27 protein-coding genes and 1 tRNA gene are annotated in these 22,703 nt (G+C 45.3%); 18 read left to right on the top strand and 10 right to left on the bottom strand.

The genetic code is table 11. The annotated features are described in order from the left end of the window. Positions 1–21: 21 nt before the first annotated feature. Positions 22–1,119, top strand: coding sequence for an OmpA family protein (locus tag HMPREF1534_RS17175; protein ID WP_005936212.1), 1,098 nt, complete (start codon positions 22–24; stop codon positions 1,117–1,119). A gap of 85 nt (positions 1,120–1,204) precedes the next feature. Here the strand turns inward: HMPREF1534_RS17175 and HMPREF1534_RS17180 are convergent, their stop codons facing one another. The 7 genes from HMPREF1534_RS17180 to HMPREF1534_RS17210 form a co-directional block, all read right to left on the bottom strand. Further along, on the bottom strand, positions 1,205–1,621 hold the full coding sequence (locus HMPREF1534_RS17180; RefSeq protein ID WP_005936209.1) for a hypothetical protein: 417 nt from the start codon (positions 1,619–1,621) through the stop codon (positions 1,205–1,207). A gap of 14 nt (positions 1,622–1,635) precedes the next feature. Next, positions 1,636–2,937 (bottom strand): phenylacetate--CoA ligase family protein, encoded by a 1,302-nt coding sequence (locus HMPREF1534_RS17185; protein WP_005936207.1) that lies wholly within the window; start codon positions 2,935–2,937, stop codon positions 1,636–1,638. A gap of 39 nt (positions 2,938–2,976) precedes the next feature. After that, a complete protein-coding gene (locus tag HMPREF1534_RS17190) occupies positions 2,977–4,284 on the bottom strand; it encodes an aminotransferase class I/II-fold pyridoxal phosphate-dependent enzyme (RefSeq protein ID WP_005936204.1) in 1,308 nt (435 codons plus the stop codon). Positions 4,285–4,290: 6 nt separating this feature from the next. Continuing rightward, the gene (locus HMPREF1534_RS17195; RefSeq protein ID WP_005936201.1) at positions 4,291–4,872 is read right to left on the bottom strand and encodes an indolepyruvate oxidoreductase subunit beta; all 582 of its coding nucleotides are present in this window, start codon (positions 4,870–4,872) and stop codon (positions 4,291–4,293) included. After that, positions 4,869–6,485 carry a thiamine pyrophosphate-dependent enzyme gene (locus HMPREF1534_RS17200; RefSeq protein WP_005936197.1) on the bottom strand — a complete coding sequence of 539 codons (1,617 nt, stop codon included), beginning with the start codon at positions 6,483–6,485 and terminating at the stop codon, positions 4,869–4,871. The genes HMPREF1534_RS17195 and HMPREF1534_RS17200 overlap by 4 nt, the downstream gene beginning before the upstream one ends. 46 nt (positions 6,486–6,531) lie before the next feature. Then, positions 6,532–7,293 carry an amidohydrolase gene (locus HMPREF1534_RS17205; protein WP_005936194.1) on the bottom strand — a complete coding sequence of 254 codons (762 nt, stop codon included), beginning with the start codon at positions 7,291–7,293 and terminating at the stop codon, positions 6,532–6,534. A gap of 225 nt (positions 7,294–7,518) precedes the next feature. Continuing rightward, on the bottom strand, positions 7,519–8,595 hold the full coding sequence (locus HMPREF1534_RS17210) for an alpha/beta hydrolase (RefSeq protein WP_025066764.1): 1,077 nt from the start codon (positions 8,593–8,595) through the stop codon (positions 7,519–7,521). Between the two features lie 233 nt (positions 8,596–8,828). On the opposite strand from HMPREF1534_RS17210, the gene HMPREF1534_RS17215 reads away from it, so the two are divergent. After that, positions 8,829–9,713 carry a helix-turn-helix domain-containing protein gene (locus tag HMPREF1534_RS17215; protein ID WP_025066763.1) on the top strand — a complete coding sequence of 295 codons (885 nt, stop codon included), beginning with the start codon at positions 8,829–8,831 and terminating at the stop codon, positions 9,711–9,713. Positions 9,714–9,772: 59 nt separating this feature from the next. Here HMPREF1534_RS17215 and HMPREF1534_RS17220 read toward each other — a convergent pair whose 3' ends face one another. Next, complete coding sequence (locus HMPREF1534_RS17220; RefSeq protein ID WP_005936187.1) at positions 9,773–10,339, bottom strand: DUF4840 domain-containing protein; 567 nt, start codon at positions 10,337–10,339, stop codon at positions 9,773–9,775. 798 nt (positions 10,340–11,137) lie between these two features. Between HMPREF1534_RS17220 and HMPREF1534_RS20225 the strand changes: the two genes are divergently transcribed. Next, a tRNA-OTHER gene (locus tag HMPREF1534_RS20225) sits at positions 11,138–11,219 on the top strand. Positions 11,220–11,353: 134 nt separating this feature from the next. Here the strand turns inward: HMPREF1534_RS20225 and HMPREF1534_RS17225 are convergent. Both HMPREF1534_RS17225 and HMPREF1534_RS17230 read right to left on the bottom strand, forming a co-directional pair. Then, positions 11,354–12,697 carry a hypothetical protein gene (locus tag HMPREF1534_RS17225; protein WP_005936184.1) on the bottom strand — a complete coding sequence of 448 codons (1,344 nt, stop codon included), beginning with the start codon at positions 12,695–12,697 and terminating at the stop codon, positions 11,354–11,356. A gap of 33 nt (positions 12,698–12,730) precedes the next feature. Next, a complete protein-coding gene (locus HMPREF1534_RS17230; RefSeq protein WP_018452630.1) occupies positions 12,731–13,546 on the bottom strand; it encodes a LexA family transcriptional regulator in 816 nt (271 codons plus the stop codon). 141 nt (positions 13,547–13,687) lie between these two features. Between HMPREF1534_RS17230 and HMPREF1534_RS17235 the strand changes: the two genes are divergently transcribed. The 15 genes from HMPREF1534_RS17235 (at position 13,688) to HMPREF1534_RS17295 (ending at position 22,573) form a co-directional block, all read left to right on the top strand. Beyond that, complete coding sequence (locus HMPREF1534_RS17235) at positions 13,688–13,900, top strand: hypothetical protein (protein ID WP_005936178.1); 213 nt, start codon at positions 13,688–13,690, stop codon at positions 13,898–13,900. 11 nt (positions 13,901–13,911) lie between these two features. Further along, positions 13,912–14,112, top strand: a complete 201-nt coding sequence (locus HMPREF1534_RS17240; protein ID WP_005936174.1) for a hypothetical protein — start codon at positions 13,912–13,914, stop codon at positions 14,110–14,112. A 145-nt stretch (positions 14,113–14,257) separates the two neighbouring features. Beyond that, positions 14,258–14,473, top strand: a complete 216-nt coding sequence (locus tag HMPREF1534_RS17245) for a hypothetical protein (protein WP_005936172.1) — start codon at positions 14,258–14,260, stop codon at positions 14,471–14,473. A 203-nt stretch (positions 14,474–14,676) separates the two neighbouring features. Further along, positions 14,677–16,770: a hypothetical protein gene (locus tag HMPREF1534_RS17250; protein WP_005936169.1), complete on the top strand. Its 2,094-nt coding sequence runs from the start codon at positions 14,677–14,679 to the stop codon at positions 16,768–16,770. Positions 16,771–16,831: 61 nt separating this feature from the next. Continuing rightward, positions 16,832–17,725, top strand: coding sequence for an AAA family ATPase (locus tag HMPREF1534_RS17255; RefSeq protein ID WP_005936165.1), 894 nt, complete (start codon positions 16,832–16,834; stop codon positions 17,723–17,725). Next, positions 17,722–18,405 carry a DNA repair protein RadA family protein gene (locus HMPREF1534_RS17260; protein WP_005936161.1) on the top strand — a complete coding sequence of 228 codons (684 nt, stop codon included), beginning with the start codon at positions 17,722–17,724 and terminating at the stop codon, positions 18,403–18,405. The genes HMPREF1534_RS17255 and HMPREF1534_RS17260 overlap by 4 nt, the downstream gene beginning before the upstream one ends. A gap of 22 nt (positions 18,406–18,427) precedes the next feature. After that, positions 18,428–18,871 carry a hypothetical protein gene (locus HMPREF1534_RS17265; protein ID WP_005936158.1) on the top strand — a complete coding sequence of 148 codons (444 nt, stop codon included), beginning with the start codon at positions 18,428–18,430 and terminating at the stop codon, positions 18,869–18,871. 48 nt (positions 18,872–18,919) lie between these two features. Beyond that, on the top strand, positions 18,920–19,528 hold the full coding sequence (locus HMPREF1534_RS17270; RefSeq protein ID WP_005936155.1) for a MerR family transcriptional regulator: 609 nt from the start codon (positions 18,920–18,922) through the stop codon (positions 19,526–19,528). Then, a complete protein-coding gene (locus tag HMPREF1534_RS20580; protein ID WP_005936153.1) occupies positions 19,525–19,692 on the top strand; it encodes a hypothetical protein in 168 nt (55 codons plus the stop codon). The genes HMPREF1534_RS17270 and HMPREF1534_RS20580 overlap by 4 nt, the downstream gene beginning before the upstream one ends. 189 nt (positions 19,693–19,881) lie before the next feature. Then, on the top strand, positions 19,882–20,424 hold the full coding sequence (locus tag HMPREF1534_RS17275) for a host-nuclease inhibitor Gam family protein (protein ID WP_005936150.1): 543 nt from the start codon (positions 19,882–19,884) through the stop codon (positions 20,422–20,424). A 167-nt stretch (positions 20,425–20,591) separates the two neighbouring features. Next, positions 20,592–20,876 carry a hypothetical protein gene (locus tag HMPREF1534_RS17280; RefSeq protein ID WP_005936147.1) on the top strand — a complete coding sequence of 95 codons (285 nt, stop codon included), beginning with the start codon at positions 20,592–20,594 and terminating at the stop codon, positions 20,874–20,876. Positions 20,877–20,879: 3 nt separating this feature from the next. Then, positions 20,880–21,584: a DUF2786 domain-containing protein gene (locus HMPREF1534_RS17285; RefSeq protein ID WP_005936144.1), complete on the top strand. Its 705-nt coding sequence runs from the start codon at positions 20,880–20,882 to the stop codon at positions 21,582–21,584. A gap of 35 nt (positions 21,585–21,619) precedes the next feature. Further along, positions 21,620–22,117, top strand: coding sequence for a DUF4494 domain-containing protein (locus tag HMPREF1534_RS17290; RefSeq protein ID WP_005936141.1), 498 nt, complete (start codon positions 21,620–21,622; stop codon positions 22,115–22,117). Then, positions 22,107–22,328: a hypothetical protein gene (locus HMPREF1534_RS0118775; protein WP_018452629.1), complete on the top strand. Its 222-nt coding sequence runs from the start codon at positions 22,107–22,109 to the stop codon at positions 22,326–22,328. The genes HMPREF1534_RS17290 and HMPREF1534_RS0118775 overlap by 11 nt, the downstream gene beginning before the upstream one ends. Then, entirely contained in the window at positions 22,316–22,573 is a 258-nt protein-coding gene (locus HMPREF1534_RS17295; RefSeq protein WP_005936139.1) for a hypothetical protein, read from the top strand. Before HMPREF1534_RS0118775 ends, HMPREF1534_RS17295 begins: the two co-directional genes overlap by 13 nt. The last annotated feature ends 130 nt before the right edge of the window (positions 22,574–22,703 follow it).

The raw sequence follows: 22,703 nt of genomic DNA, 5'->3' as shown, positions 1-22,703 counted from the left end.
ATCACCAAAATATTTTTAAAAATGGGACTATCAAATTTAACAAAGAAATTCTTAATCTGTGCATTCTCTCTTTGCACAGTTAGTTCTTTTGCTCAGGAAGTGAAAGAAGAAGGTAAAGTGGTGTTCAACCCTCATTGGTTTATGCAAATTCAAGGCGGTGCCAGCCATACTTTGGGTGAAGCTAGTTTCTCGGATTTGATATCACCAGCTGCACAAGTTACAGGGGGTTACCAATTCAGCCCGTTATTTGGTCTGCGTGCCGGAGTAAGTGCTTGGGAAGCTAAAGGAGCATGGGCTTCTCCTTCCACCGTGTATAAATATAAATTTGTACAGGGCAACGTAGATGCTATGTTGGACTTAAGTGCTTTATTCTGCAAATTCAATCCCAAACGTGTATTCAATGCTTATGGTTTCTTAGGAGTAGGTTTCAACCATGCATTTGACAATGACGAAGCTGTGGCTATCAACGCACAGGGACATGAGTTAAGATATTTATGGAATGACAGCAAAAACTTTATTGTAGGACGCGGAGGTTTAGGCGCAAACATTCGTTTGAGCGACCATGTATTCGTCAACTTAGAAGTAAATGCCAATGCGTTATCCGATAAATACAATTCAAAGAAAGCAGGTAATGCAGACTGGCAATTCAACGGATTGGTAGGTTTCACATTCAAGTTTGGCAAGACTTACAAGAAGACAGAACCTGTTTATTATGAACCGGCTCCAGCTCCTGCTCCTAAAAAAGAAGAGCCTAAACCGCAACCGGTTGTAAAGGAAGAGCCCAAACCTGTAAAAGTTGAAGCATTGACAGAAAACATCTTCTTCGTTATCAACTCTTCTAAAATTAAAGAAGCCGAACTGGGTAAAGTAAACAGCATCGTGGACTATTTGAATAAATATCCTAATGCTAAAGTAACTATCACCGGTTATGCAGACGTTCAAACCGGTACTGCCGCTTACAACAAAACTATCTCGCAAAAACGTGCCAACGCCGTTGCAGAAGCTTTGAAAGCCAAAGGTATCACTGAAAACAGAATTAATGTAGATTACAAAGGTGACACAGTTCAGCCGTTCTCAACAGCTGAAGAAAACCGTGTTTCTATTTGTATTGCTGAATAATCAATAACCTACTCTGCAAAAAAGAGGCAGTCCCTACACAGCGAGACTGCCTCTTTTTCTTTTCCCAAACGAATATGCGGAAATCTTACAGATTATTTTTATTCAAAATATCACATTGACATTTCTCCAATACTTGCACGCATTTCTTCAAATCATTAGGACGTATAACCACATTTGCCGTATCACCCTGAGCAAAAGCATACATGTATTCAATAAAGATTTGTTCGACAGCCAGACATTCCAGGATTGCCGACAACGAACCTGCTACATTCGGGCAACTGATACATACCACATCGGTCAGCATTACAGCAAAGTTTTCTGCACGGAGCACTTCCACTGCTTTATCGACATCAGAAACAATCAGACGAAGGATTCCAAAATCTGTAGACTCAGCCATGCTGAACGCGTGCATATTAATGTCATACTTCGCCAACGTCTTTGCTACATCATTAATTCTTCCGGTTTTATTTTCCAGAAAAACAGATAATTGCTTAATTGTCATATTGCGTAAAGTTTTTATTTTAATACTCGTTTATCTATCACGTGCTTGCTCTTTCCTTCACTACGACTGATACTGTTCGGCTCCATCAGTTTAATATCCGCACTGATAGAAAGCACACTCTTTAATTTGTCACTCAATGTCTTTTTCATGGCAAGCATACGTCCTAAATCATCTGAGAAGAAGTCACGACGAACCTCCACCTGAACCTGAAGAATATCAAGATTATTTTGCCTGTCGACAACCAGCATATACTGAGGTTCAAATTCAGGCATTCCCAAAATAACACTTTCCACTTGTGAAGGAAAGACATTGATGCCACGAATAATCAACATATCATCACTACGTCCCATGATGCGGCTCATACGAACACTGGTACGACCACAAGCGCAAGTACCCTCCATCAACGAACATAAATCCTTTGTGCGGTAACGCAACAACGGCATTCCCTCTTTGGTGAGCGTAGTGAATACCAATTCACCCTGCTGCCCGCTGGGAAGTTGTTCCAATGTTTCAGGATTGATTATTTCAGGATAGAAATGGTCTTCATTGATATGAGAGCCATTTTGTTCCTGGCACTCGAAGGAAACGCCCGGTCCCATGATTTCGCTCAATCCATACAGATTATAACCTTTCAAGCCCAACCGCTCTTCTATTTCCTTACGCATATTGTCTGTCCAAGGTTCTGCACCAAAAGCACCGATACGCAATTTTATATCATCTTTGGTAAGCCCCATTCGTTCCACCGTTTCTGCCAGATAAAGAGCGTATGATGGAGTACAAGCGATACCGGTTATACCTAAATCACGAATCAGACGCACATGCTTTTCAGTATTTCCCGTAGACGCCGGAATAACCGTTGCACCTAAATTTTCCACACCATAATGAGCACCCAAACCACCGGTAAACAAGCCATAGCCATAACTCACCGAGAACGTATCTTCCCGGGTCACCCCATAAGCGGCAAGACAACGAGACATTACTTCCGACCACACAGATAAGTCACGACGGGTATAACCTACAATAGTAGGATTTCCGGTAGTGCCCGAAGAGGCATGTACACGCACTATTTCAGAAGCAGGAGCAGCCTGAAGCCCATAAGGATAATTATCCCGCAAATCCTGTTTGGTAGTAAAAGGAAGTTTCACGATATCATCAATGCTACGGATATCATCGGGAGACAAATCCATCTCCTGCATCTTATTACGATAGAACGGGACATTATGATAGACCAGTGCAACCAATTTCTGCAAACGCTTGCTTTGAAGCGCATGCATCTCATCCCGACTCATACATTCTTTATTTTTGTTCCAAATCATAGTAATAGATTGATTTTATTTGTGTTAGTCTTTCATCTATCATGGATGGTCTTCATGGAAAGCTTTCATACGTTCTTCCATGACAGGATACAGCTCCTCTCTCATTCTTGATGTGCAAGCCCGCACACCTTCCTGCTCACTTCCGGTAGTGGAAAGAGAAATACTGCTCACACCATAATACAACAATTCACGCAGCAACTCACCACCTTTCATCTTGCCATAACCGATAGTGAAGAAAAATCCGTCTCCAACCACCTGAGTCGCATCATAATCATAAACAATGTGGAAACCGTTGTCGGTAAATATCTTCTTCATGCGTTCGGCACGACGGGCATACTCACGCGTATCCTCCACAAAATTAATCTTACCTTCGGTAGACAAACGGAGCATCTCTGCATAAGCATATTGAGTAGATGCCGTACAACCTGAAGTTATCATATAAAGAATAGAAGCTATCAAAGTAGGTCCGAAGACACCTGCATCTTTATAACGTTCTGCCAATGCCGGATACTGTCGGTCGAACAACTTATCACTAATACATGTCAATGCCATACGCTGACCCGCATAACTGAAAATCTTGGAAGAAGACAACATCAGAATATAATTATCCGTATAATGCGCTACTGTGGGAGGATAAGGCGGCTCAAACGGATGTCCCAAATCACGACGGAAATCCATGCAAAAATAAGCCAAGTCCTCCATCACAATCACATCATATTTTGTTGCCAGTTCACCGATAATAGCCAATTCTTCCTCTTCCAGACAAATCCATGCCGGATTATTCGGATTGGAGTATACGATAGCAGCAATTTCGCCCGTGCTCAACATGCTTTCCAATTTATCATGCAAAGCAGCCCCGCGATAAGCATAAATATCAAATTCTTCCCACTGCACCCCTATAATGCGAAGCTGGGATTTCTGAATCGGAAATCCGGGATCGATAAACAATACTTTATTTTTTCCGGAAATGCGCTGCGTACAAGCAATAAACGAACCGAACGAACCTGCAACCGAACCCGTAGTCGGCACACAGGCACGCGGAGAAATTTCTACATTCATAAATGCCTTTACAAAACGAGAAGCTTCATTCTTTAATTCAGCCACACCCGCAGCGGCCGGATATTGTGAACCGACCCCCCGGTCGAGCGCTGCTTTCTCGGCCTCTATACCTATTTGATTGGCAGGAAGCCCCGGAGAGCCTTGATCCATCCGAATAAAAGGAATACCGGTTTCTTTCTCCAAATATTGAGCAACCAACAGCACATCGCCGATAGTTGCCTGTGAGAGGTCGGCAATATGCAGTTCCGACACAGCTCTTTCTACCAATTCTTCACTAAATATTTTCATAGCATCCTACCGATTCTTTGCCGCTTCCAAACCTATATCAAAAGCCCGCTTATTCATTTCCACTATCTTCTCACCTTTAGAAGCGAACACCCGACCGATACTTTCGCGCAGTTGTTCAGGTGACAGAATTCCAATAAATTTAGCAGCCATGCCCAACAAGATGACATTCGCACATTTCGGCATATTATTTTCCTTCGCTATATCTTCTATTTCCAGTTTGGCTACACGCGGAAGACTATTCAGCGTCTTCATCAATTCTTCCTCATCGGGATAATTGGGAATATTCTTAAACGGATTTGCAGAAGTAACCACCCATCCTTCTTTTTCCAAATAAGGCAAATAGCGCAAAGCCTCCATAGGCTCCATAGAAATAATCAAATCCGCTTCCCCCAATGAAATGAGATCTGAATGGATTGTTTCGTCCGAAAGACGGAGATTAGACTGCACATCACCTCCCCGCTGACTCATACCGTGCACTTCGGCCTGCTTCAAGTTAAGACCTGCAACAGTTGCGGCTTCGCCTATAATAGTAGCGATAGTGAGGATACCCTGTCCTCCTACCCCTGAAAGTATAATATCTTTTCTCATGCCTTTTCTACTCTTTTCTGTCTCAATTTACGATTTAAAGTCTGCACACATTCACGGCGCGGAATGATAACAGACACTCCTTTATATTCTATTTCTTCACGAATGATACGAGTTATTTCCTCCATATTCTTAGGCAACGGAACCACCACTCGCACATGTTCGGGTTCCACCCCCAATCCCAGACAAATAGCTTCAAACTTATTTGTACCTGCCGAATCCTGTCCGCCGGTCATGGCTGTGGTCAGGTTGTCGGAAATAATAATCGTGATATTCGCTTTATCATTGACGGCATCCAACAATCCGGTCATGCCCGAATGAGTAAAAGTAGAGTCACCGATAACAGAAATAGCAGGAAAAACGCCTGCATCCGCAGCACCTTTTGCCATAGTAATAGAAGCCCCCATATCCACACAACTGTCGATAGCACGGAACGGAGGTAATGCCCCCAAAGTATAACAACCGATATCACCAAAGATACGTGCACCGGGATATTCTGCAGCAACCTTATTCAAAGCATCATACACATCACGGTGTCCGCATCCCTGACATAAAGCCGGAGGACGAGGCATCACCACCTGCGGAGTGACAAAAGGAGATTTGGTAGCCCAACCGATAGCATTACCCACATTGTCAGGAGTCAATTCACCCGTACGGGGAAGATCACCGGTCAAACGACCTTTCACTGTATAATCGCTAGAAAGAAGAGCTTTCACCTGTTCTTCGACAAAAGGCTGTCCATCTTCTACAACCAGAATATATTTGCAACAATCAGCCATCTTCTGAATCTCTTCTGCCGGTAAAGGATATTGTGATACTTTTAATATAGGAACAGGTGAATCGTCTGTATCACATTCTTTCACATAATTATATCCGATACCGCAAGCTATAATACCAAACTCATAAGAGCTGTCAGGATTGAAATTTTCCAAACCATTGTATGGCGACTTTCTTGAAACCTTTTCCAGCTGTTCTTGCTTCTTTATCAAAGCAGCATATTGATTGCGCGCAATGGCCGGCAATAGCACCCAATGGGTACGTTCACTGTCAGGATTCAGTTGGTTTTCTTCCCCTACTTCCCCCACTTTCACACCGGCACGTGAATGTGCCAAACGAGTAACGACACGCATCAATACCGGCAACTTCAATTCTTCCGAAAGTGTATAGGCATCATGCATCATATCATAAGCTTCTTGTTGGTTTGACGGTTCCAAAATGGGAAGCATCGCAAACTTTCCATAAAAACGGGAGTCCTGCTCATTTTGTGAAGAATGCATGGAAGGATCATCAGCAGCCAACACCACCAGTCCGCCGTTCACTCCCGTAATAGCCGAATTGACAAAAGCATCGGCAGCCACATTCATACCTACATGCTTCATGCAGACCAAAGCACGCTTGCCTGCATAAGACATGCCCAAGGCAGCCTCCATTGCCGTCTTCTCATTCGTACACCACGTACTATGCAAATTTCTTTCCTGTGCCAGCTTATTATTTTGAATGAATTCCGTAATTTCTGTAGACGGTGTTCCCGGATAAGCATACACACCCGATATTCCGGCATGTATCGCTCCCAAGGCAATCGCTTCATCGCCCAACAATAATCTTTTTTCTGCCATTATCTATTTATTTTATTAGTTATTATTCGATTCTATCCGTTCTTTTTTATAGCAAGCTAAAAGAATCGGCATCATTCAGCACCGGAAATTTCTCACGGAATGCTGCTAATTTCTCCATATCTATCTCTGCAGTGACTTCACTTTCACAACTCCACGGACATTCGGCCATTGTCTTTCCGTATGGATCTATGATGGCGCTCCCACCCGAATATTCACAAGCCGGGTCAGTCCCCATCCGATTAACTCCTGCCACATAGCATTGATTTTCTATGGCACGGGCACGGAGCAAAGCACTCCATGCATCTACACGGGGAGTAGGCCAACTGGCCACATAAAGTATCATATCATAGTCGCCCAAATTACGAGACCACACCGGGAAGCGGAGATCGTAACATACTTCCAACAAAATACGCACACCCCGATAGTTTACCACCACCCTTTGCGTTCCGGCAGTAAACCGCTTATCCTCTCCTCCATAAGTAAATAAATGCTTTTTATCATAATGCTGCACCGAGCCGTCAGGATGTACAAAATAGAAACGGTTATAATATTTTCCATTTTCCTGCACTGCCACACTTCCGGCAACAGCACAGTTACGCTCGACCGCTTTACGCTGCATCCAATGCAAAGTTTCACTGTCCGCACTCTCGGCCACACCCTCCGGCTTGGTACAAAAACCAGTGGAGAACATTTCGGGTAAGACAAACAAATCGGCATCCGGCAAACGATTAATAGCCTCATCAGCTCTCTCTACATTTGCTTGAGGATTCGCCCATTCTATATTTCTTTGTAGAATTGTTATTTTCATTGTTTTTCATATTATAAGACCCACAAAGGTAACAATTATAATAAGATGGCAAACATTTTATCACCAACTATTTCCTTTACAGCACATTTTTCTTATATTAAAAACACGAAAATCCCGCAAATACATTATATTCATGTCCACTCCATTGAAGCATCCTATTTAGACAGCCATCCTCTTATAATTCACGAAACAACAAACCCACCACTATGAACCGACTAATATTTTTCATTTAAGATATTCACGGAAGAACCGTTCTATTCTGTCAAACGGAATTACGTTTAGATTATCATACAAATCCACGTGACTGGCATCGGGAATGATTAGCAACTCCTTGTTCCCGCCTTTCAACTTCTTGAAAGCATCTTCACTGAAATAACGCGAATGAGCTTTTTCTCCATGAAGCATCAGCACAGCACTTCGAATCTCATCACTATACGAAAGTATAGGCATATTAATGAAAGAGAGTGAAGAAGTCTTGTTCCACCCATTGTTAGAGTTAAGCGAACGCTTGTGATAACCGCGTTCTGTCTTATAATAACTATGATAATCCTTCAAGAATTGGGGAGCATCCACAGGCAACGGGTCCACCACTCCCCCGGCCAAAGCATACGAACCGTTCCTCGCATCTTCCGTGCGCTGAGCATTGAGCTGCTTACGCAATTCGTAACGTGCATCGGCATTCATTGAGTCAAAATAGCCATTGGCATTCACACGGCTCATATCATACATGGTTACCGTAACCGTTGCCTTGATTCGGGTATCGATAGCCGCTGCATTGAGTGCCATACCACCCCATCCGCAAATACCCAAAATACCAATACGCTCTGCATCCACATCGTCACGAATGGACAGAAAATCCACTGCTGCACAAAAATCTTCCGTGTTAATATCGGGCGAAGCCACATAACGGGGTTCTCCATCACTTTCTCCGGTATACGAAGGATCGAAGGCAATCGTCAGAAAACCACGCTCCGCCAAGGCCTGTGCATATAACCCCGACGCCTGTTCCTTCACCGCACCGAAAGGACCGCTTACAGCAATAGCAGGCAGCTTTCCTTCAGCATTGCGAGGGATATACATATCAGCAGCAAGGATGATACCATAACGATTACGAAAAGTCACTTTCATGTGATGCACTTTATCACTTTGTGGGAATACTTTGTTCCACTCCTGAACCAAACTTTGTTTTTGATCTATCATATAAACACTATTAAAATAATTATTATCTACCGCAAACAGGTTTCCCATGGCACAAAGACTTATCGTCGTTACTGCACATAAACTTCTTAATGACTTTTTCATGCTGTTTCATTATTAATTCTTACTGTAGCAAAAGTAGCAGTTTACATCATATTTCATTGTACCTCAATTACTGATGTTCCAACCTCAATTACAGTTTTCTTAACCTATGAGTTTCAACCTTACTCATTATAAGCTGTAAATCAGGTCATATAATCAGTAATCCGGGTAATAGGAAAGCCTGAATGATTATTTACTTTTGCAGAGCAAGAAACAGAAACCGAACAATGAAAAAGATTTTAGACTTCAAGACTGTATGCGAGTGCAATCGAAACTTAGGTTGCAAGACATGGCATCCGCGAGTAAGCATCATCAATTTGGAAAATCTCAATTTGAAACAGGAAGCCGTGAAGTTTGATTTCTATACCATCCTGCTCATTGAGGAATGTCCCAACAGCTGCTGTTGCGGCCGTAAGTATTACGACTTTTCCAATACGACAATGGTATTCCTCATGCCCGGTGAGATATTTCGCATGAGTGAAGAGAACACACTTCCCGACAAAGGGTATCTATTAGCCTTTCATCCCAATCTACTATCTCAGACTTCATTGAAAAGCCATATCCAAAACTATACCTTTTTCCAATACCGGAAAGAAGAAGCACTCCATCTCTCCCAACGCGAAACATCAAAAATAACCTGTTGCCTCGAAAATATAGAGGACGAGTTACATCATCCAATCGACACACACAGCAACACCATCCTCTCAAAACACATTGAGCTCTTTCTGGACTATTGCACACGCTACTACGAACGTCAGTTCATTACAAGGGAAAACAAAAACAAGGCTATTTTAAAAACAGCAGAAAAGATACTCGACGATTACATTGCTTCCGGTAGACTACAAAGCGGCAAGCTCCCCACGCCCTACCATATTGCAGGAAAGCTTCATCTCTCGGCAGCCTATTTTAATGACCTGTTGAAATTCGAGACAGGCAAGACCTGGGAAGAATACTTTCAATTCAAGCAACTGGAGAAAGCCAAGCATTTATTACAGAAAAACGACAATAGCCCTATTGCCGTAGCTAAACAGTTGGGTTACCCCAACGTACAATATTTTAGTTTCATCTTTAAAAAGGTGACAGGCTGTACACCGAATGACTATCGGCACTCACAAAACTAAAAGACCTTGAGTGTTTTTAAAAGATAAACCTTCTACTCATGAAAACTCTATGTGAAACCTCATTCATAACTACCCCTGAAATGATAAACAAGCTGCGAAAAATCTTCTGATCTTTCATTGTCTATCCACAATTCTGTCGGTGAAATATTAAACATCATAAACTGGCTATATATTTCTGCATCACCTCCAAAATTTTGAGAGAATTCTATTCTCACTGACAATGGAGCACCATATCCGCCTAAAATGACTATATTTTCAGGGTGCAGGACAAAGTTCATGACACCTTGATCCATCTGATGGAATTCATATCCTGCTTTTACTTCAACATCACCTATTTCCCTTAAGTGCCGTGATATATTCTCATCTTTAATCATCTCTGCAATAGGCGATAAAGGCAATTTAAATATTAGAGAATCTTTTGACACTGCTATTCCATCGGGAAAGGTTGCAATTTCCTTACCTCTATAATATGAAACTTCCACGGCACCCTTGTACGTGCCTTTCATATCAAAAAGTGCTTGTTGAATCTCAGTAGATGAAAATTCAGATTCATCGTCATTACACCCGGAAAATCCTATCACACAAAAGAATAATACTACTATCCTTAACAGTCCCTTTGTTTTCATATCATAAATCGATTAATTATTATGTTACCCCCAATACATACATATGCCTTTATCATTTAAAGCAAAACTACACAAATATTTTTTTAGTCGACGAATAAAAAGCAATTTTTTTATTCGCATTTTGCATTTCCTTGATACACGCTCAGTACTTCATTTCGTTTTGCGGTTTATAACTAGGGGGCTCAAATTGAAATGCGACAAATAGCACATCGGAGAAAACATTGGAAATGCCGATAAACAGGGCGTTTGAGAGAATTTAGCCATAAACGAGCATGCAAATCAAAATGTAACAATACGTATCAATCATGTAACATTGAACGGCCGATTTGAAGAGTTTGAACGGCTCAAATGCAACATCCACAATAGAAACCACATTAGACCCGCTCAAATAGCTGTAGAAAGCAGATTACAGCTATTTGAGCGGGTTTGTTTTACCATTTAAAGAACTGGCAAGGCAGAACGAAGATATGCGATGTGAGCTTTTTGAACTTTGAAATGTTAAAAACAGAGTTGGTTAGTCATTTGGTTAGTAAGTTGGTTAGTCATCATTTGTAAAATAAAATAATATCATACAAGGGTTGGTTAGTCATTTTGCGTGATTTTAGAGGTGTGTTTTATACCTGTTATTTCAACTTCGGCAATAAATACGCAGGATTAAACACTTGTTTGTAGGGGGATATTACGCGTTATTACGGTTCTATGGTTAAGCAGGCTAATTATTAGAACACTGGTTATTAGATAATTAATGTATTAGTAAGTATATTAGCACCACAAAAAGCGTGTGTGTGGCTTAATTATGACAGAATAGGACAGTTGGTAGTCTAGCAGATTTCGGGAATTCAGTCTGATCGTGTCAGTGGTTCGAGTCCACTTTCTGCCCCAATCCTAGAATGAAAGAAGTATCTATCAGGCGTATGAGTAGGGCGAAGATAGCGCAGGATGTGTTGCCGGACGTAAAAACCGGACGTACTCTATCTGAGAGGTGACACGAAAATATGCACGATGCTTGCGGTATTAGTTTTTTTTGTTTAGTTTGGCTCCCGGTGTTTCCGCCGGGAGTTTTTTATTATCTACGGAGTTCAACAGGTCCGAATAACATTCTATCTGCTTCATAATTAAAACATTCAATTCAGGAATATCTATTTCATTTGTTTCAATTTCAGAAAGTTTATCTAATAAATATTCAAGTCTATTTGCATAGGCTTTTTTTTGCTTATATGACGATAGAACATCATCCCAATATTCAGTACCTTCAATAAATGCAGAAAGAGAGATTTCTTTGATGCTCTTTTCATTAGATAATGGGTCTTCAATTATTCCTTTTAACAATGAAGGCATCCTGAATTTCATATATTTTCGAATTTCAACCATAGATGCTCTTTTAATCTGATTGTAATCAGCTTTTCGTGTTTCCTGTATCTCTTTTAGTGTAACATAACTTTGCGTAAACGGTTTTAAGAAGTGAGATACTCTAAAGTATCCATTATCATCATGGTTTGTTAAATGAAAAAAGGAATCAATAAACAGTCTGAAAGAATCCACGTAATTTTGCCTTGTGTCATTCTTTATAAAATCCACAAAAGGCGCGTCAGGAGACGTGTTATTATCTAACATTGTTTCTATTTCATTTCTGACATTAAGAGCTTCTTTTTTATTAGTAATATTACAGTTCTCAGAAGCATACTTCATAAGGGAATCAACTACAAGTGGTTTTAGACTAAATACATAGGATGAGTTTGAAGCTGGTTGGTTTTCTTTTGGTCTAACAGAGGCGGTTATACCAACTTCATTCAACATGTCAATGATATTATGAATATAATTTTCAAGTTTGCCAATATGGGACAACTCATTGATACAAGTATGAGACACATCGATTATTTTATCCCTCCTTTTCTCTTTGGCTGAGTTTGTCTTTAGTGTTTCCATCTCATTTTTCATCTTTTGGCAATATTGACTAAAGCATCTATATATATTACATGCTATAAATGGTTCATCATTAAAAGTGGCTGGGGATGTTATAAAGTCCAACTGAACTTTTGTTACATCTCGATTGTAATACATATTTTTATAAAACTCAATTCCATCATTGACAGCACTATTATACAGATATGTTTTGTCAATTTCCGCTAGTGAGGTCTTTAGATGTGATAATAAATCCATTCTTCCAACCAGCACATCTATATTTATGGTTGTTTCCATTACATGGATTGTTTCCAATGATTGTTTTACCCAAGTTCTAACGATATCGCCAGTTGCGTTTTTTTTATTAGAAGACACATCTTCTCTTTTTTTTCTTTTGCTGAACATACAAGCAACGACTACGATTAACAGCAAAACAGTCCATAAAACCATATTCATCCTCTCATCCTTCTTATATTCATTAAATCGCAATTATGGATTCCTCAAATTTATTTTTTTTAATACCATATTCATTTGTTCTTGTAGAACATCATACTTATCTTCCAGTTCCCCAACTTTTTTATAATATGTTTCATGGATATTCGGCATTTTGGCACTGATATAGAACTCGGCATACAGAATAGAATTTATCTCATTTTCCATGAGGTTAAAGTTCCCATAATTCACTTTGTCGGGATTGTCGCTCATGCAGGTGACAAAGCCGTGTTCATGAAACCGGTTCTTCAAGCGTTTGAGGTAGGAGCGTCCATCAAGGTCGCTGATGACATATACGTGCTGATCGCGGAGGTCTTCCCATTCGGCACGATCCAATAAGCGCACCACGACATAAGAACTGTCTAATATGGTAGGTGCCATACTGTCCCCTTTTACCCTGACACAATAATATTGCGCATGGCGATGCAGCATAGATGCTGGCAATTTTATCCCGTCCACTGCTTCTATATAATTCGGATTAGGAAAACCGGCAGTTCCAGCCGCTACGGATATTTCCACTATGGGGATGGTAACAGTATTATCTTCCGTGAAAGAGATTACCTCCACAGCCGGATCGGCTTTCTCCATAACGGACGGTACTTCTTCGGTGCGGAGCATGGAGCCTTTACCAGCGAGGAGCCATTCCGCATTAACATTTTCGCACTTTGCGAATATTAGTTCGCTATCATATGTATTACGGGACATCCATGTGCTAACACCTTGAGGAGTAATACCTAATCGCTTAGCAAACTGTGACTTATTACCATTATCATAATACTCAATCAATTGTTCGAGCATCTTCTTTTTATCCATATTCAAAGATATATAATAAACATTATGCGAAATATTTCGCAGAATGTTTGGTTTGTATTCGCGAAGTGTTTATATTTGCAACGTCTTAATGAATTAAGATAGCCCTCAAAGATATAAATAGCAACTCATAAATCAAAGAATATGGCAAAAAAAGAAAGGTACATCAAGCTAGACAAAGACAAAGTAAAGGAGATTGCAGACATCAAAGGAGTGTCTACGGTAACTGTGTATGCGGCACTGAAGTTTCAAACAGACAGTGCACTGGCGATGCTTATCCGCACGTGGGCTTTGAGTCATGGCGGAAAGCTGTTTGAGGAAGCGGAGAATCCTTATCAGAATGTAGTAACCCTATAAACAGAATAATTATGAACAAGATTGAAGAAGCCTTTAGAGGCTTAGGAAGAACAGAGAAAGTGAGATTCATTTCGCAGAACATCGAGTATGCAAACGCGGTCGTTGTAGCCAATTATGTAAAAGGTTATCTTTTCGACGTCCTTCAAGATGTAGGCGATGATAACTATGTAGCAATGTATCTTAGAAATAAAGGATACAAGGTAGTCAAATAAAAGCAAGTCTATGATATAGAAAGAAATGCACTCATAAATTTAAAGTTAATGTTTATTATCCGGCTACAAATGTAGCGAAACTATCCCGGTTCGGGATGAATAGGGATAGATTTTTCAGTAACAACCATTTAAAACATAGAAATAGATGAAGACATTCAAGTTAGTACAGAGAACAGCCGCAGCAGCAGGCCTGCTGATCGCACTGAAGATGGTGGACAACCTCCAGCCCTCGGACAACGAGCTGCTGGGCGGTATGATGCTGGTAGTGATGTGCGCCATTGTGCTGATAAGCGACCGCATCAGCCACGATCACCACGACGGAAACGGCGGAGCGAACCTCCAGGCAAGACCGGAGGCTTGACAAAAAACAGAACGGAGCAAGCAAAGAACCTTTCCGAAATATTCAGGATAACAACGCTTTCATCATAATAGATATTCTTGAAACCACGTGTTTTCAATAGGTGGTGTTCAACAAGAGGTAAGAAGTAAGAAGACGGAAAAGGCGGCTTTCATCCCCGGTCCGATGCCGGGGCTTGCACAAACAAAGACAAAGGAACAAGAATCATGGAAATGTACGGAAACGTAAAGTGCGTCACCCATTCCGAACTGGTGGACGGAGGCGTGATAACCCAGGCGCAATACATCAATTACACAAAGCGCAAGCAGTTCATTTTCCACCAACGCGGAGGGAACGGACGGATAGCGCTGATAGACTACAACTCGCTGCCTGCCCTCGTGCGTCAGAAGTATGACGAAATCCACCCCGATGCCGAAATCCGATTAAAGAACCAGCTTATGAACAATATCCTACGAACAGACAGTAAAGCGATCGACTTCTACCGCCGCCATACATTGGCGGACGGAAGCAGCCTCACAGACAAAAAACAGGCAGAATATATTCTAAATGCCCAGGTACTGAATGAAATGGTACGCGTGGAAGCGGAAGCAAGGGCCATGCAAGGCAAGCTGGGACACAGCCGCCCCAAGGTGGCATGGGAACTGGCGGAAGGCACCTGCGAGAAACTGCGCCAACTCTACGGGCACACCCTGCCGAAGAGCAGCCGCCTGCGCGAGAAGCTCAACGACTATAAAAAATACGGCTACATCGTGCTGGTCAGCCAGAAGAACGGCAACAGCTCCGCCCGCAAGATAGGACCGCGCGAAGCACGCCTGATACTGAGACTGAGACGCAGCCGTGTGCCTGTTTACACGGAAGCCCAGATATTTGAAGAATTCAACCGTCTGGCAGAAGAGAGCCAATGGAAGAGAGACAAGACACAGGCATTAAAGCCCATCAAGTCACCCAACACCCTGCGCAATTACCTCTATGCCCCCGAAGTGATGCCCCTGTGGTATGCAGCCGTATTCGGAATGCAGGCATGGAAAGGAAAATACACTTCCCTGCTGAAAACGGAAATGCCCACCATGCGCGACTCACTGTGGTACAGTGACGGTACGAAACTCAACTTGTACTATAAGAACAAGGACGGAAAGATGTGCACCACTTCCGTATACGAAGTGATGGATGCCTACAGCGAAGTGTTTCTGGGCTACGACATCGCCCCGAACGAGAACTTCGACAGCCAGTACCGTGCTTTCCGCATGGCGGTGGAGGTGGCAGGTGTCCGCCCCTACGAGATAGTGAACGACAACCAGGGCGGCCACAGGAAAGCCGCCGCACAGGGGTTCTTCGACAAGATAGCCGTGCTGCGCAAACCCACGATGCCCTACAACGGCAACAGCAAGACCATCGAATCAGCCTTCGGCCGTTTCCAGTCGCAGATATTGCACAAGATATGGCACTTCACGGGACAGAACGTCACCACCGTGAAAAAGAACAGTCATCCCAATATGGAATTCATCGAACAGAATGCCTACGCCCTTCCCACACTGGAGGAAGTGAAGCAGATATACAAGGAATGCCGCGAGCAGTGGAACAATGCCCCGCATCCCGCCACAGGCATCGCACGCATCGAGATGTACCGCATGAGCGAAAATCCCGAAACGCAGCCTGTCACCGCCATGGACCTGATACAGATGTTCTGGCTGAAAAAGCCTGAAACTGTGACTTACACAAACAAGGGACTGGCTTTCGACCTCAACAAGGAGTCCTACGAATACGATGTATATGGCAAAAACGGGCTTCGCAATGAAGCATGGGCGCTACGCAACACCGGACGCAAATTCCGTATCTTCTATGATCCTATGGATATGACCCGCATCGAACTGTGGGAAGTGCTGGCCAACAATGAGTTGAGATACAGTACCGATGCCACTCCGAAGGTATCCATCTGCCGAGGCACGCAGGAACGTACCGAGGAACAGACCAGCTATATGCGCCGCGCCATCGAACAGAGTAAAGAGACTATGGGATTGCTACAGATTGCCACTGAAGAATTTGATTTGGACGAAAAAATAGCTGCCGAACTGTTCGGGCTTTCTACTCCCCAGCCCAAAAACGTAAGCAAGGAGAAGATGGAACAGATACGGAAGGACTACGAGAAAGGCAGGCGCAAAGCCCCCATCTCCCTGCCCGAGAAACTGGAGCAGGAAGAAGACGAGGACGGAATGGAACTGGCCTACTCCACCCTGGGCGGACAGACCAAGGAACTTTCCAATCTCACCTTCGATGATGTGAAAGGCTACGAAATGATGTAACCCCCTCATTGAACACTATTTGAACGACATTAAATAACCATTAAAATAAGATTCAAACAAAATGAAAGAACTATCACTGCAAGACAAGGATACCATCCGCGACGCGCTGAACGCCTACTGCGACAACTACACTTCGCGTAACCGTGCGAGCGAATCCCTCAGCGGAGTATCCGCCGCAACCATCTCCACCATCCTGAACAGCAAGTACACCAGCATCAGCGATGACATGTTCGTGCGCATCGCCACCCAGATAGGCTACAGCTTTGAACGTTGGATGCTGACCGAGAGCACCGCCTTCAAGGAAATCAACTTCGTCCTGGCCGATGCACAGATGTACAAAAACGTCACGTGGGTGGTGGGCGATGCCGGATGCGGAAAAACCACCGCCGCCATAGACTACCGCAAGAACCACCGCAACGTGTTCTACATACTCTGCTCGGAAGACATGAAGAAAAGCGACTTCGTGCGCGAAATAGCCAAACAGGTGGGCGCACCCACCGACGGCACCAACCTGCGCGAGATGCTGGAATACGCCATCGGCATGATTGCCTTTCTCAACAATCCCCTGATCATCTTCGATGAGGGCGACAAGCTGACGGACAGTGTTTTCAATTACTTCATCAGTATCTACAACCGTCTGGAAGGTCACAGCGGCATCGTGTTCCTCAGCACCGACTTCATCAAACGCCGCATGGCGGGCGGCCTCCGTTACAACAAAAAGGGGTACAAAGAGATAAACAGCCGCATCGGACGCCGTTTCTTTGAAGTGCACGCCACCACGCAGAACGACATCTACACCATCTGCCAGGCCAACGGGCTGACCGCCGACTCCGAGATAAAGAAAGTGCTGAAAGACGCGGAAGCCAGCGAGAACGACCTTCGCCGCGTCAAGAAAATGGTGCACGCACAGAAACGCATCATCGAAAGCCGCAACAGGAAAGGAGATGCGGAATGATGGCGGAGCAGGTGAAGAAGAAAGGACGCCGCGCCCCCCAGCCGGAACAGCGCACCTTCGAGCGCAACGCCAAAGGGGTGCGTGAGATGATGAGTATCAAGTACGACACCTTCGACTTTGACGGCGACTGGTATCAGGCGTTCGGCCGTCCCGAGAAGCGCGGCGTGTGGCTCATCTGGGGACAAAGCGGCAACGGAAAGACCTCGTTCGTGATGCAGCTCTGCAAATACCTGTGCCGTTTCGGGCGCGTGGCCTACAACAGTCTGGAGGAAGGCGTGAGCCTCACCATGCAGAACTCGCTGAAACGTTTCAACATGATGGAAGTAAACCGCCGCTTCCTGCTGATAGATGCCGAGAGCATGGAGCAACTGGATATCCGTCTGCACCGTCAGAAAAGCCCCGACTTTGTGGTGATAGACAGCTTTCAGTACACCATGATGAGTTTCAAGCAGTATGTAGAGTTCAAAGAGCGCAACAAGAACAAACTGCTCATCTTCATCAGCCACGCCGACGGCAAACTACCTGCCGGACGTGCCGCCCGCAGCGTGATGTACAATGCCGACATGAAAGTGTATATCGAAAGCTACCGTGCATTCAGCCGCGGACGTTACATCGGACCGAGGGGATATTTCGACATCTGGCCGGAAGGGGCACGGAAGTGCTGGCCTGTTGAAGAGTAACAACATTTAAAAAGTCATAACAATGAAGACAACAGCAAACAAACCCGTATCGCCGCAGCAACTCAAAGCCCTGCACGCCAGTTTCCATAAGATGGGATACGATGACGACGACCGTCACGACTTCATCGCCCGGTTCACCGACGGACGTACCGACAGTACCAAGGAGCTGACCTTCGACGAAGCGCGCCTGCTACTGGAAAGACTGAACATCGACAGACAGCAGGCGGCCCGGAAGGAAGCGAAAGCCCTGTGCCGCAGTATCTATGCCCTGTCTCTGCAGATTACCTTCCTGAACAAGGACTACGCCTCGGACAGCGAAGCTGATTTTGAAATGAACAAAGCCAAGATCAACCTCTTCTGCCGCACACACACCAAGTTCCGCAAGAACCTCACGCTGATGACCCTGCCCGAGCTGAAGGAAGTGAAGAAGCAGCTGGAAGTCATCGCACGAAAAGAAAACCAATAACCCATAGAGGCGGACCCGTGTGTCCGCCCGAACACACAAAGAAAAGAAATGAGAACAAGACAAGAAATCCAAACCGCCCTCCACCTGCTGGACCAGTACGGAGGCGAACACAAGGATGCGCAGACCGACGTATTGCACAATCGCATGACCGAATCACAGGTGTTCGACACCTACGTATCAACCGCTCTCGGAGACGAAAGAAACGAAGCCCGCTTTTTCGCCGCACGCGATGCCGCACAATACGTATCCGGCCGACTCACGCTGGAAGAACTGATTCCCGACCTGCCGGACGGTGTATGGGAAAACCTGATGCGCCAAAAGGAAGAATACGAGGCGGAAGAAACCACCGCAACGGTGTCGCTGAAAGACTACCGCAATCTGTTGAAGCGGGTGGAACGATTGGAGCGTCGCCTGGGGCTTCGTGCCGAAATCAACAAGGCCACTCGCAAGGATGCTTCCGAAGCCCCCTCCGACCTCATCAGCCAGGCCGAAGCATGCCGCCTGCTGGGATGCGGCAAAAGCACCATCAAGCGATGGGCGGACAAAGGACTGGTAACAGGGTACTTGAAGGGGAAAAGAGTGTGCTACAGCAAGCACGGTCTGATGCACAGCGAAGTGGTGAAAGAATACAAACTATCAAAATCCGAAAACGCATGAACGAAGTAATCGAACAACTCAAGGAAGCCATCCGCCGCAAGGTGGAACGATTCACCAACCTCGACCAGATTCAGATATACAATGAACTGGTGGAATTTCTGGACGAAGAGATACGCATCAGCATGCAGCAGGAATACAACATCAGCGGCTGGGACGATGAATAGGAGAAGCCACAGAAGCCAGGAGACGTGTCAAAACCGAATCCGGCTATCATTTTGCTGTAGGGGCGACGTTCGGTCGCCCGAAAACGGTTCGCCCTGTGCATTCGGGCAGGCAGACCCTGCCCCTACAGTTGACTACTTGACAACTAGTAACTACTAATAACTACTTAACCACTAATTAAAAACAAGATTATGGCAACAAAAAGAGTAAAGAAAACAGTCATTACAGGCGTCACTCGCGAAGCCGCCGAACAGGCATTCGCCGACTATGCAGCAGCCGATGCCAAGGTACAGGGCATCACCGCCCGCATGGATCAGGAAATGACCCGCATCCGCGAGAAGTATGCCGACCAGCTGGCAGAGCTGGGCGACACCAAGGAACGCAACTTCGAGATTATCCAGACTTACGCCACCGAGAACAAGGATGCGCTGTTTGGCAAGAAGAAGAGCATGGAATCCGCTCACGGCGTGTTCGGCTTCCGTACCGGAACGCCGAAACTGAAAAATCTGAAAGGCTTCACCTGGGCGGCGGTAACCAATTTATGCAAGGAGCTGCTCCCCGGCTACATCCGCACCACCGAGGAACTGGCCAAAGACAAACTGCTGGCCGACCGCGCCATCGAGGAGGTGGCAGCCGTCTTCCCCAAGATAGGCGTGCAGGTGGTGCAGGACGAAACGTTTTACCTTGAACCCAAGAAAGAGAATGAACAGCCGACCCCTGCCTCCGCATCCTAAGTATACCATCAGCCGCCACTACAGCCGCTTCCGCATCATCCGGTGGCGGCAGGTGGCGGAGCACTGGGAGGGCAACGAGGTGGGCGAGTTCGCCGATTTCGAGACGGCACGCCGCGCCCTCTACGACCTGAACGGATGGAAGTATAAACCCAAAACTACAGACAACAATGGCCATACTCACCTATAAATGTAACATCGCAAAGGAGAAACGCCCCAAGTGGCTGAAGCTCCTCATCTGCGTGCTGGCAAACGCACAGCGATGTGACTACGAAGGCACACGTGATGACTTCGACCACCTGAAGTACTCGCTGGACCGATACCTGGACCAACTCCGGTTGGGGCAGACACTCACCAGCCGGGTAACCACGGAGATTATAGAAGACAGCGGAAACACCGTGCTGATTGTCAAGCGAAACGGCACACCGCTGCTTTCAGTCTATATTAAACAATAACCTATGGACAAACAGACCATCATAGACAAAATAAAGAAACTGATAGCCCTGCGCGACGGTGCGCAGGCCATCGGTTCCGAAGGCGAAGCCAATGCCGCGGCTGCTGCCATCCAGCGACTGTTGACCCAATATAATTTGGAAATGGCAGAAGTGTACCAGTCAGCAGCTACCGGTGAAAAAGAAGAAAGCCCCATCGGTCGCAGCAGCGGCCTGAACACCGCCGACCCTTACCGTTGCGGCTGGAAACAAGACCTGCTGAACGTGCTCTGCAAGCACTATTACAGCAAAGGTTTCATGGTGAAAGGCACCTGCACGATGTGCGTTTACGGCACGGACGTGAACCGCATGGCAGTGGAATACGCCTTCAACTTCCTCACCACCGTATTCTCCGGTCTGATGCCGCGCCGTTACAAAGAGCACTTTGCCGGATACCGCATCCTTCCGCGACAGCGTAATCTGTGGGCGGCATCCTATCTGCTGGGCTGCGCGTCCGGAGTACGTGACAAACTGGAAAAAGAGAAAGCAGCGGAAGAAACCTGCACCGCTCTCACCGTCTGTCATCAAACGATGATTGAACACTATTTGAAAGACCAGGGCCAGAAGGCCGGACAATGGAAATCCGGTGCCCGCCGCATGTTGGACGGAAACGCATACTCCATCGGCGAAAAGGATGGACGCAAACAACGGATTGCGAAAGCACTTAAATAACAACATTTTATTAACTCACTAAAAACAAAAAGATTATGGCAATGCACACATGGTTTGAATGCAAAGTACGCTACGAGAAGGTAGCCGAGAATGGAATGAACAAGAAAGTGACCGAACCCTACCTGGTGGATGCCCTCAGCTTCACCGAAGCCGAAGCACGTATCATCGAAGAAACGACCCCGTTCATCAGCGGCGGATTCACCGTGTCCGATGTGAAACGCGCCAATTTCAGCGAGTTGTTCCCCAGTAACGAGGATGCCGCCGACCGCTGGTTCAAGTTCAAGCTTTACTATATCACGTTGGATGAAAAGAGCGGTGCCGAAAAACGTGTCGCCACCAACATATTGGTACAGGCTGCTGACCTCCGCGACTCTATCGTAAAGATGGACGAAGGAATGAAAGGCACCATGGCGGACTACGTGATAGCTTCTGTAGCCGAGACACCCATCATGGACGTATATTACTACGAAGCCGGACCGGATGCTCCCAAACCCGAATTTTCCGATACAGACTCCGCGAACGATGAAGAGTGAGAAGAAGTACAAGCACCCTAAAGTAGCCTTGTGCCGCCACTGCGGCGGCACAGGCTTCCTCACCAGGCTGGATGAACGGGAAGAGAACGAGATCACCGAAATCTGTCCCGACTGCCGGGGAAGCGGACGCGTCGTGGTGAGTGCGGTGATAGACGTGGTGATAATCCCCTATATTCCTGAAGACAAAACAAAGGTGTCATGGAAGGGATAAGTCTCGACATCTTCGGCCCTCAACGCCTGGCGGTGCAGCTGGATGAAGCGCGGTGCGTGGAATTCCTCTCCTACTGGGTACGCTATGACCGCCCGATGTCCATCACCTTTCAAGAAGCAAACACCCCCGGACTGGTGGCGGTGACCTTCACCGTGAACCCCAAAGACTACAAGGCCATGGAGTTCATGGAGCGGGCGGTGAGCAAGACGGGAGGACGGGTTTGGAATATCACGAAACAGAAATGAGTCCCAAAATGATAATCCCCGACAGGCGGTTGTGTCTGCCGGGGATTGTTGTATCCGGAACAGCACGGCCACACTACGAAGAAGCCACAAAAAGACCACAAGATAACCACAAAGTAGCGACAATAATTGC

The organism is Phocaeicola massiliensis B84634 = Timone 84634 = DSM 17679 = JCM 13223 (genome assembly GCF_000382445.1).
GTDB classification, from domain to species: Bacteria; Bacteroidota; Bacteroidia; order Bacteroidales; family Bacteroidaceae; genus Phocaeicola; species Phocaeicola massiliensis.
The sequence above is the reverse complement of the archived record's forward strand: the minus strand, read 5'-3'. Positions and strand labels throughout refer to the sequence as shown.

What these genes read in the sequence shown, in the direction of transcription:
- HMPREF1534_RS17175 (WP_005936212.1), top strand. Translation starts at nt 22, where the DNA reads ATGGGACTATCAAATTTAACAAAGAAATTCTTAATCTGTGCATTCTCT.
- HMPREF1534_RS17180 (WP_005936209.1), bottom strand. Translation starts at nt 1,621, where the DNA reads ATGACAATTAAGCAATTATCTGTTTTTCTGGAAAATAAAACCGGAAGA.
- HMPREF1534_RS17185 (WP_005936207.1), bottom strand. Translation starts at nt 2,937, where the DNA reads ATGATTTGGAACAAAAATAAAGAATGTATGAGTCGGGATGAGATGCAT.
- HMPREF1534_RS17190 (WP_005936204.1), bottom strand. Translation starts at nt 4,284, where the DNA reads ATGAAAATATTTAGTGAAGAATTGGTAGAAAGAGCTGTGTCGGAACTG.
- HMPREF1534_RS17195 (WP_005936201.1), bottom strand. Translation starts at nt 4,872, where the DNA reads ATGAGAAAAGATATTATACTTTCAGGGGTAGGAGGACAGGGTATCCTC.
- HMPREF1534_RS17200 (WP_005936197.1), bottom strand. Translation starts at nt 6,485, where the DNA reads ATGGCAGAAAAAAGATTATTGTTGGGCGATGAAGCGATTGCCTTGGGA.
- HMPREF1534_RS17205 (WP_005936194.1), bottom strand. Translation starts at nt 7,293, where the DNA reads ATGAAAATAACAATTCTACAAAGAAATATAGAATGGGCGAATCCTCAA.
- HMPREF1534_RS17210 (WP_025066764.1), bottom strand. Translation starts at nt 8,595, where the DNA reads ATGAAAAAGTCATTAAGAAGTTTATGTGCAGTAACGACGATAAGTCTT.
- HMPREF1534_RS17220 (WP_005936187.1), bottom strand. Translation starts at nt 10,339, where the DNA reads ATGAAAACAAAGGGACTGTTAAGGATAGTAGTATTATTCTTTTGTGTG.
- HMPREF1534_RS17225 (WP_005936184.1), bottom strand. Translation starts at nt 12,697, where the DNA reads ATGAATATGGTTTTATGGACTGTTTTGCTGTTAATCGTAGTCGTTGCT.
- HMPREF1534_RS17230 (WP_018452630.1), bottom strand. Translation starts at nt 13,546, where the DNA reads ATGGATAAAAAGAAGATGCTCGAACAATTGATTGAGTATTATGATAAT.
- HMPREF1534_RS17235 (WP_005936178.1), top strand. Translation starts at nt 13,688, where the DNA reads ATGGCAAAAAAAGAAAGGTACATCAAGCTAGACAAAGACAAAGTAAAG.
- HMPREF1534_RS17240 (WP_005936174.1), top strand. Translation starts at nt 13,912, where the DNA reads ATGAACAAGATTGAAGAAGCCTTTAGAGGCTTAGGAAGAACAGAGAAA.
- HMPREF1534_RS17245 (WP_005936172.1), top strand. Translation starts at nt 14,258, where the DNA reads ATGAAGACATTCAAGTTAGTACAGAGAACAGCCGCAGCAGCAGGCCTG.
- HMPREF1534_RS17250 (WP_005936169.1), top strand. Translation starts at nt 14,677, where the DNA reads ATGGAAATGTACGGAAACGTAAAGTGCGTCACCCATTCCGAACTGGTG.
- HMPREF1534_RS17255 (WP_005936165.1), top strand. Translation starts at nt 16,832, where the DNA reads ATGAAAGAACTATCACTGCAAGACAAGGATACCATCCGCGACGCGCTG.
- HMPREF1534_RS17260 (WP_005936161.1), top strand. Translation starts at nt 17,722, where the DNA reads ATGATGGCGGAGCAGGTGAAGAAGAAAGGACGCCGCGCCCCCCAGCCG.
- HMPREF1534_RS17265 (WP_005936158.1), top strand. Translation starts at nt 18,428, where the DNA reads ATGAAGACAACAGCAAACAAACCCGTATCGCCGCAGCAACTCAAAGCC.
- HMPREF1534_RS17270 (WP_005936155.1), top strand. Translation starts at nt 18,920, where the DNA reads ATGAGAACAAGACAAGAAATCCAAACCGCCCTCCACCTGCTGGACCAG.
- HMPREF1534_RS20580 (WP_005936153.1), top strand. Translation starts at nt 19,525, where the DNA reads ATGAACGAAGTAATCGAACAACTCAAGGAAGCCATCCGCCGCAAGGTG.
- HMPREF1534_RS17275 (WP_005936150.1), top strand. Translation starts at nt 19,882, where the DNA reads ATGGCAACAAAAAGAGTAAAGAAAACAGTCATTACAGGCGTCACTCGC.
- HMPREF1534_RS17280 (WP_005936147.1), top strand. Translation starts at nt 20,592, where the DNA reads ATGGCCATACTCACCTATAAATGTAACATCGCAAAGGAGAAACGCCCC.
- HMPREF1534_RS17285 (WP_005936144.1), top strand. Translation starts at nt 20,880, where the DNA reads ATGGACAAACAGACCATCATAGACAAAATAAAGAAACTGATAGCCCTG.
- HMPREF1534_RS17290 (WP_005936141.1), top strand. Translation starts at nt 21,620, where the DNA reads ATGGCAATGCACACATGGTTTGAATGCAAAGTACGCTACGAGAAGGTA.
- HMPREF1534_RS0118775 (WP_018452629.1), top strand. Translation starts at nt 22,107, where the DNA reads ATGAAGAGTGAGAAGAAGTACAAGCACCCTAAAGTAGCCTTGTGCCGC.
- HMPREF1534_RS17295 (WP_005936139.1), top strand. Translation starts at nt 22,316, where the DNA reads ATGGAAGGGATAAGTCTCGACATCTTCGGCCCTCAACGCCTGGCGGTG.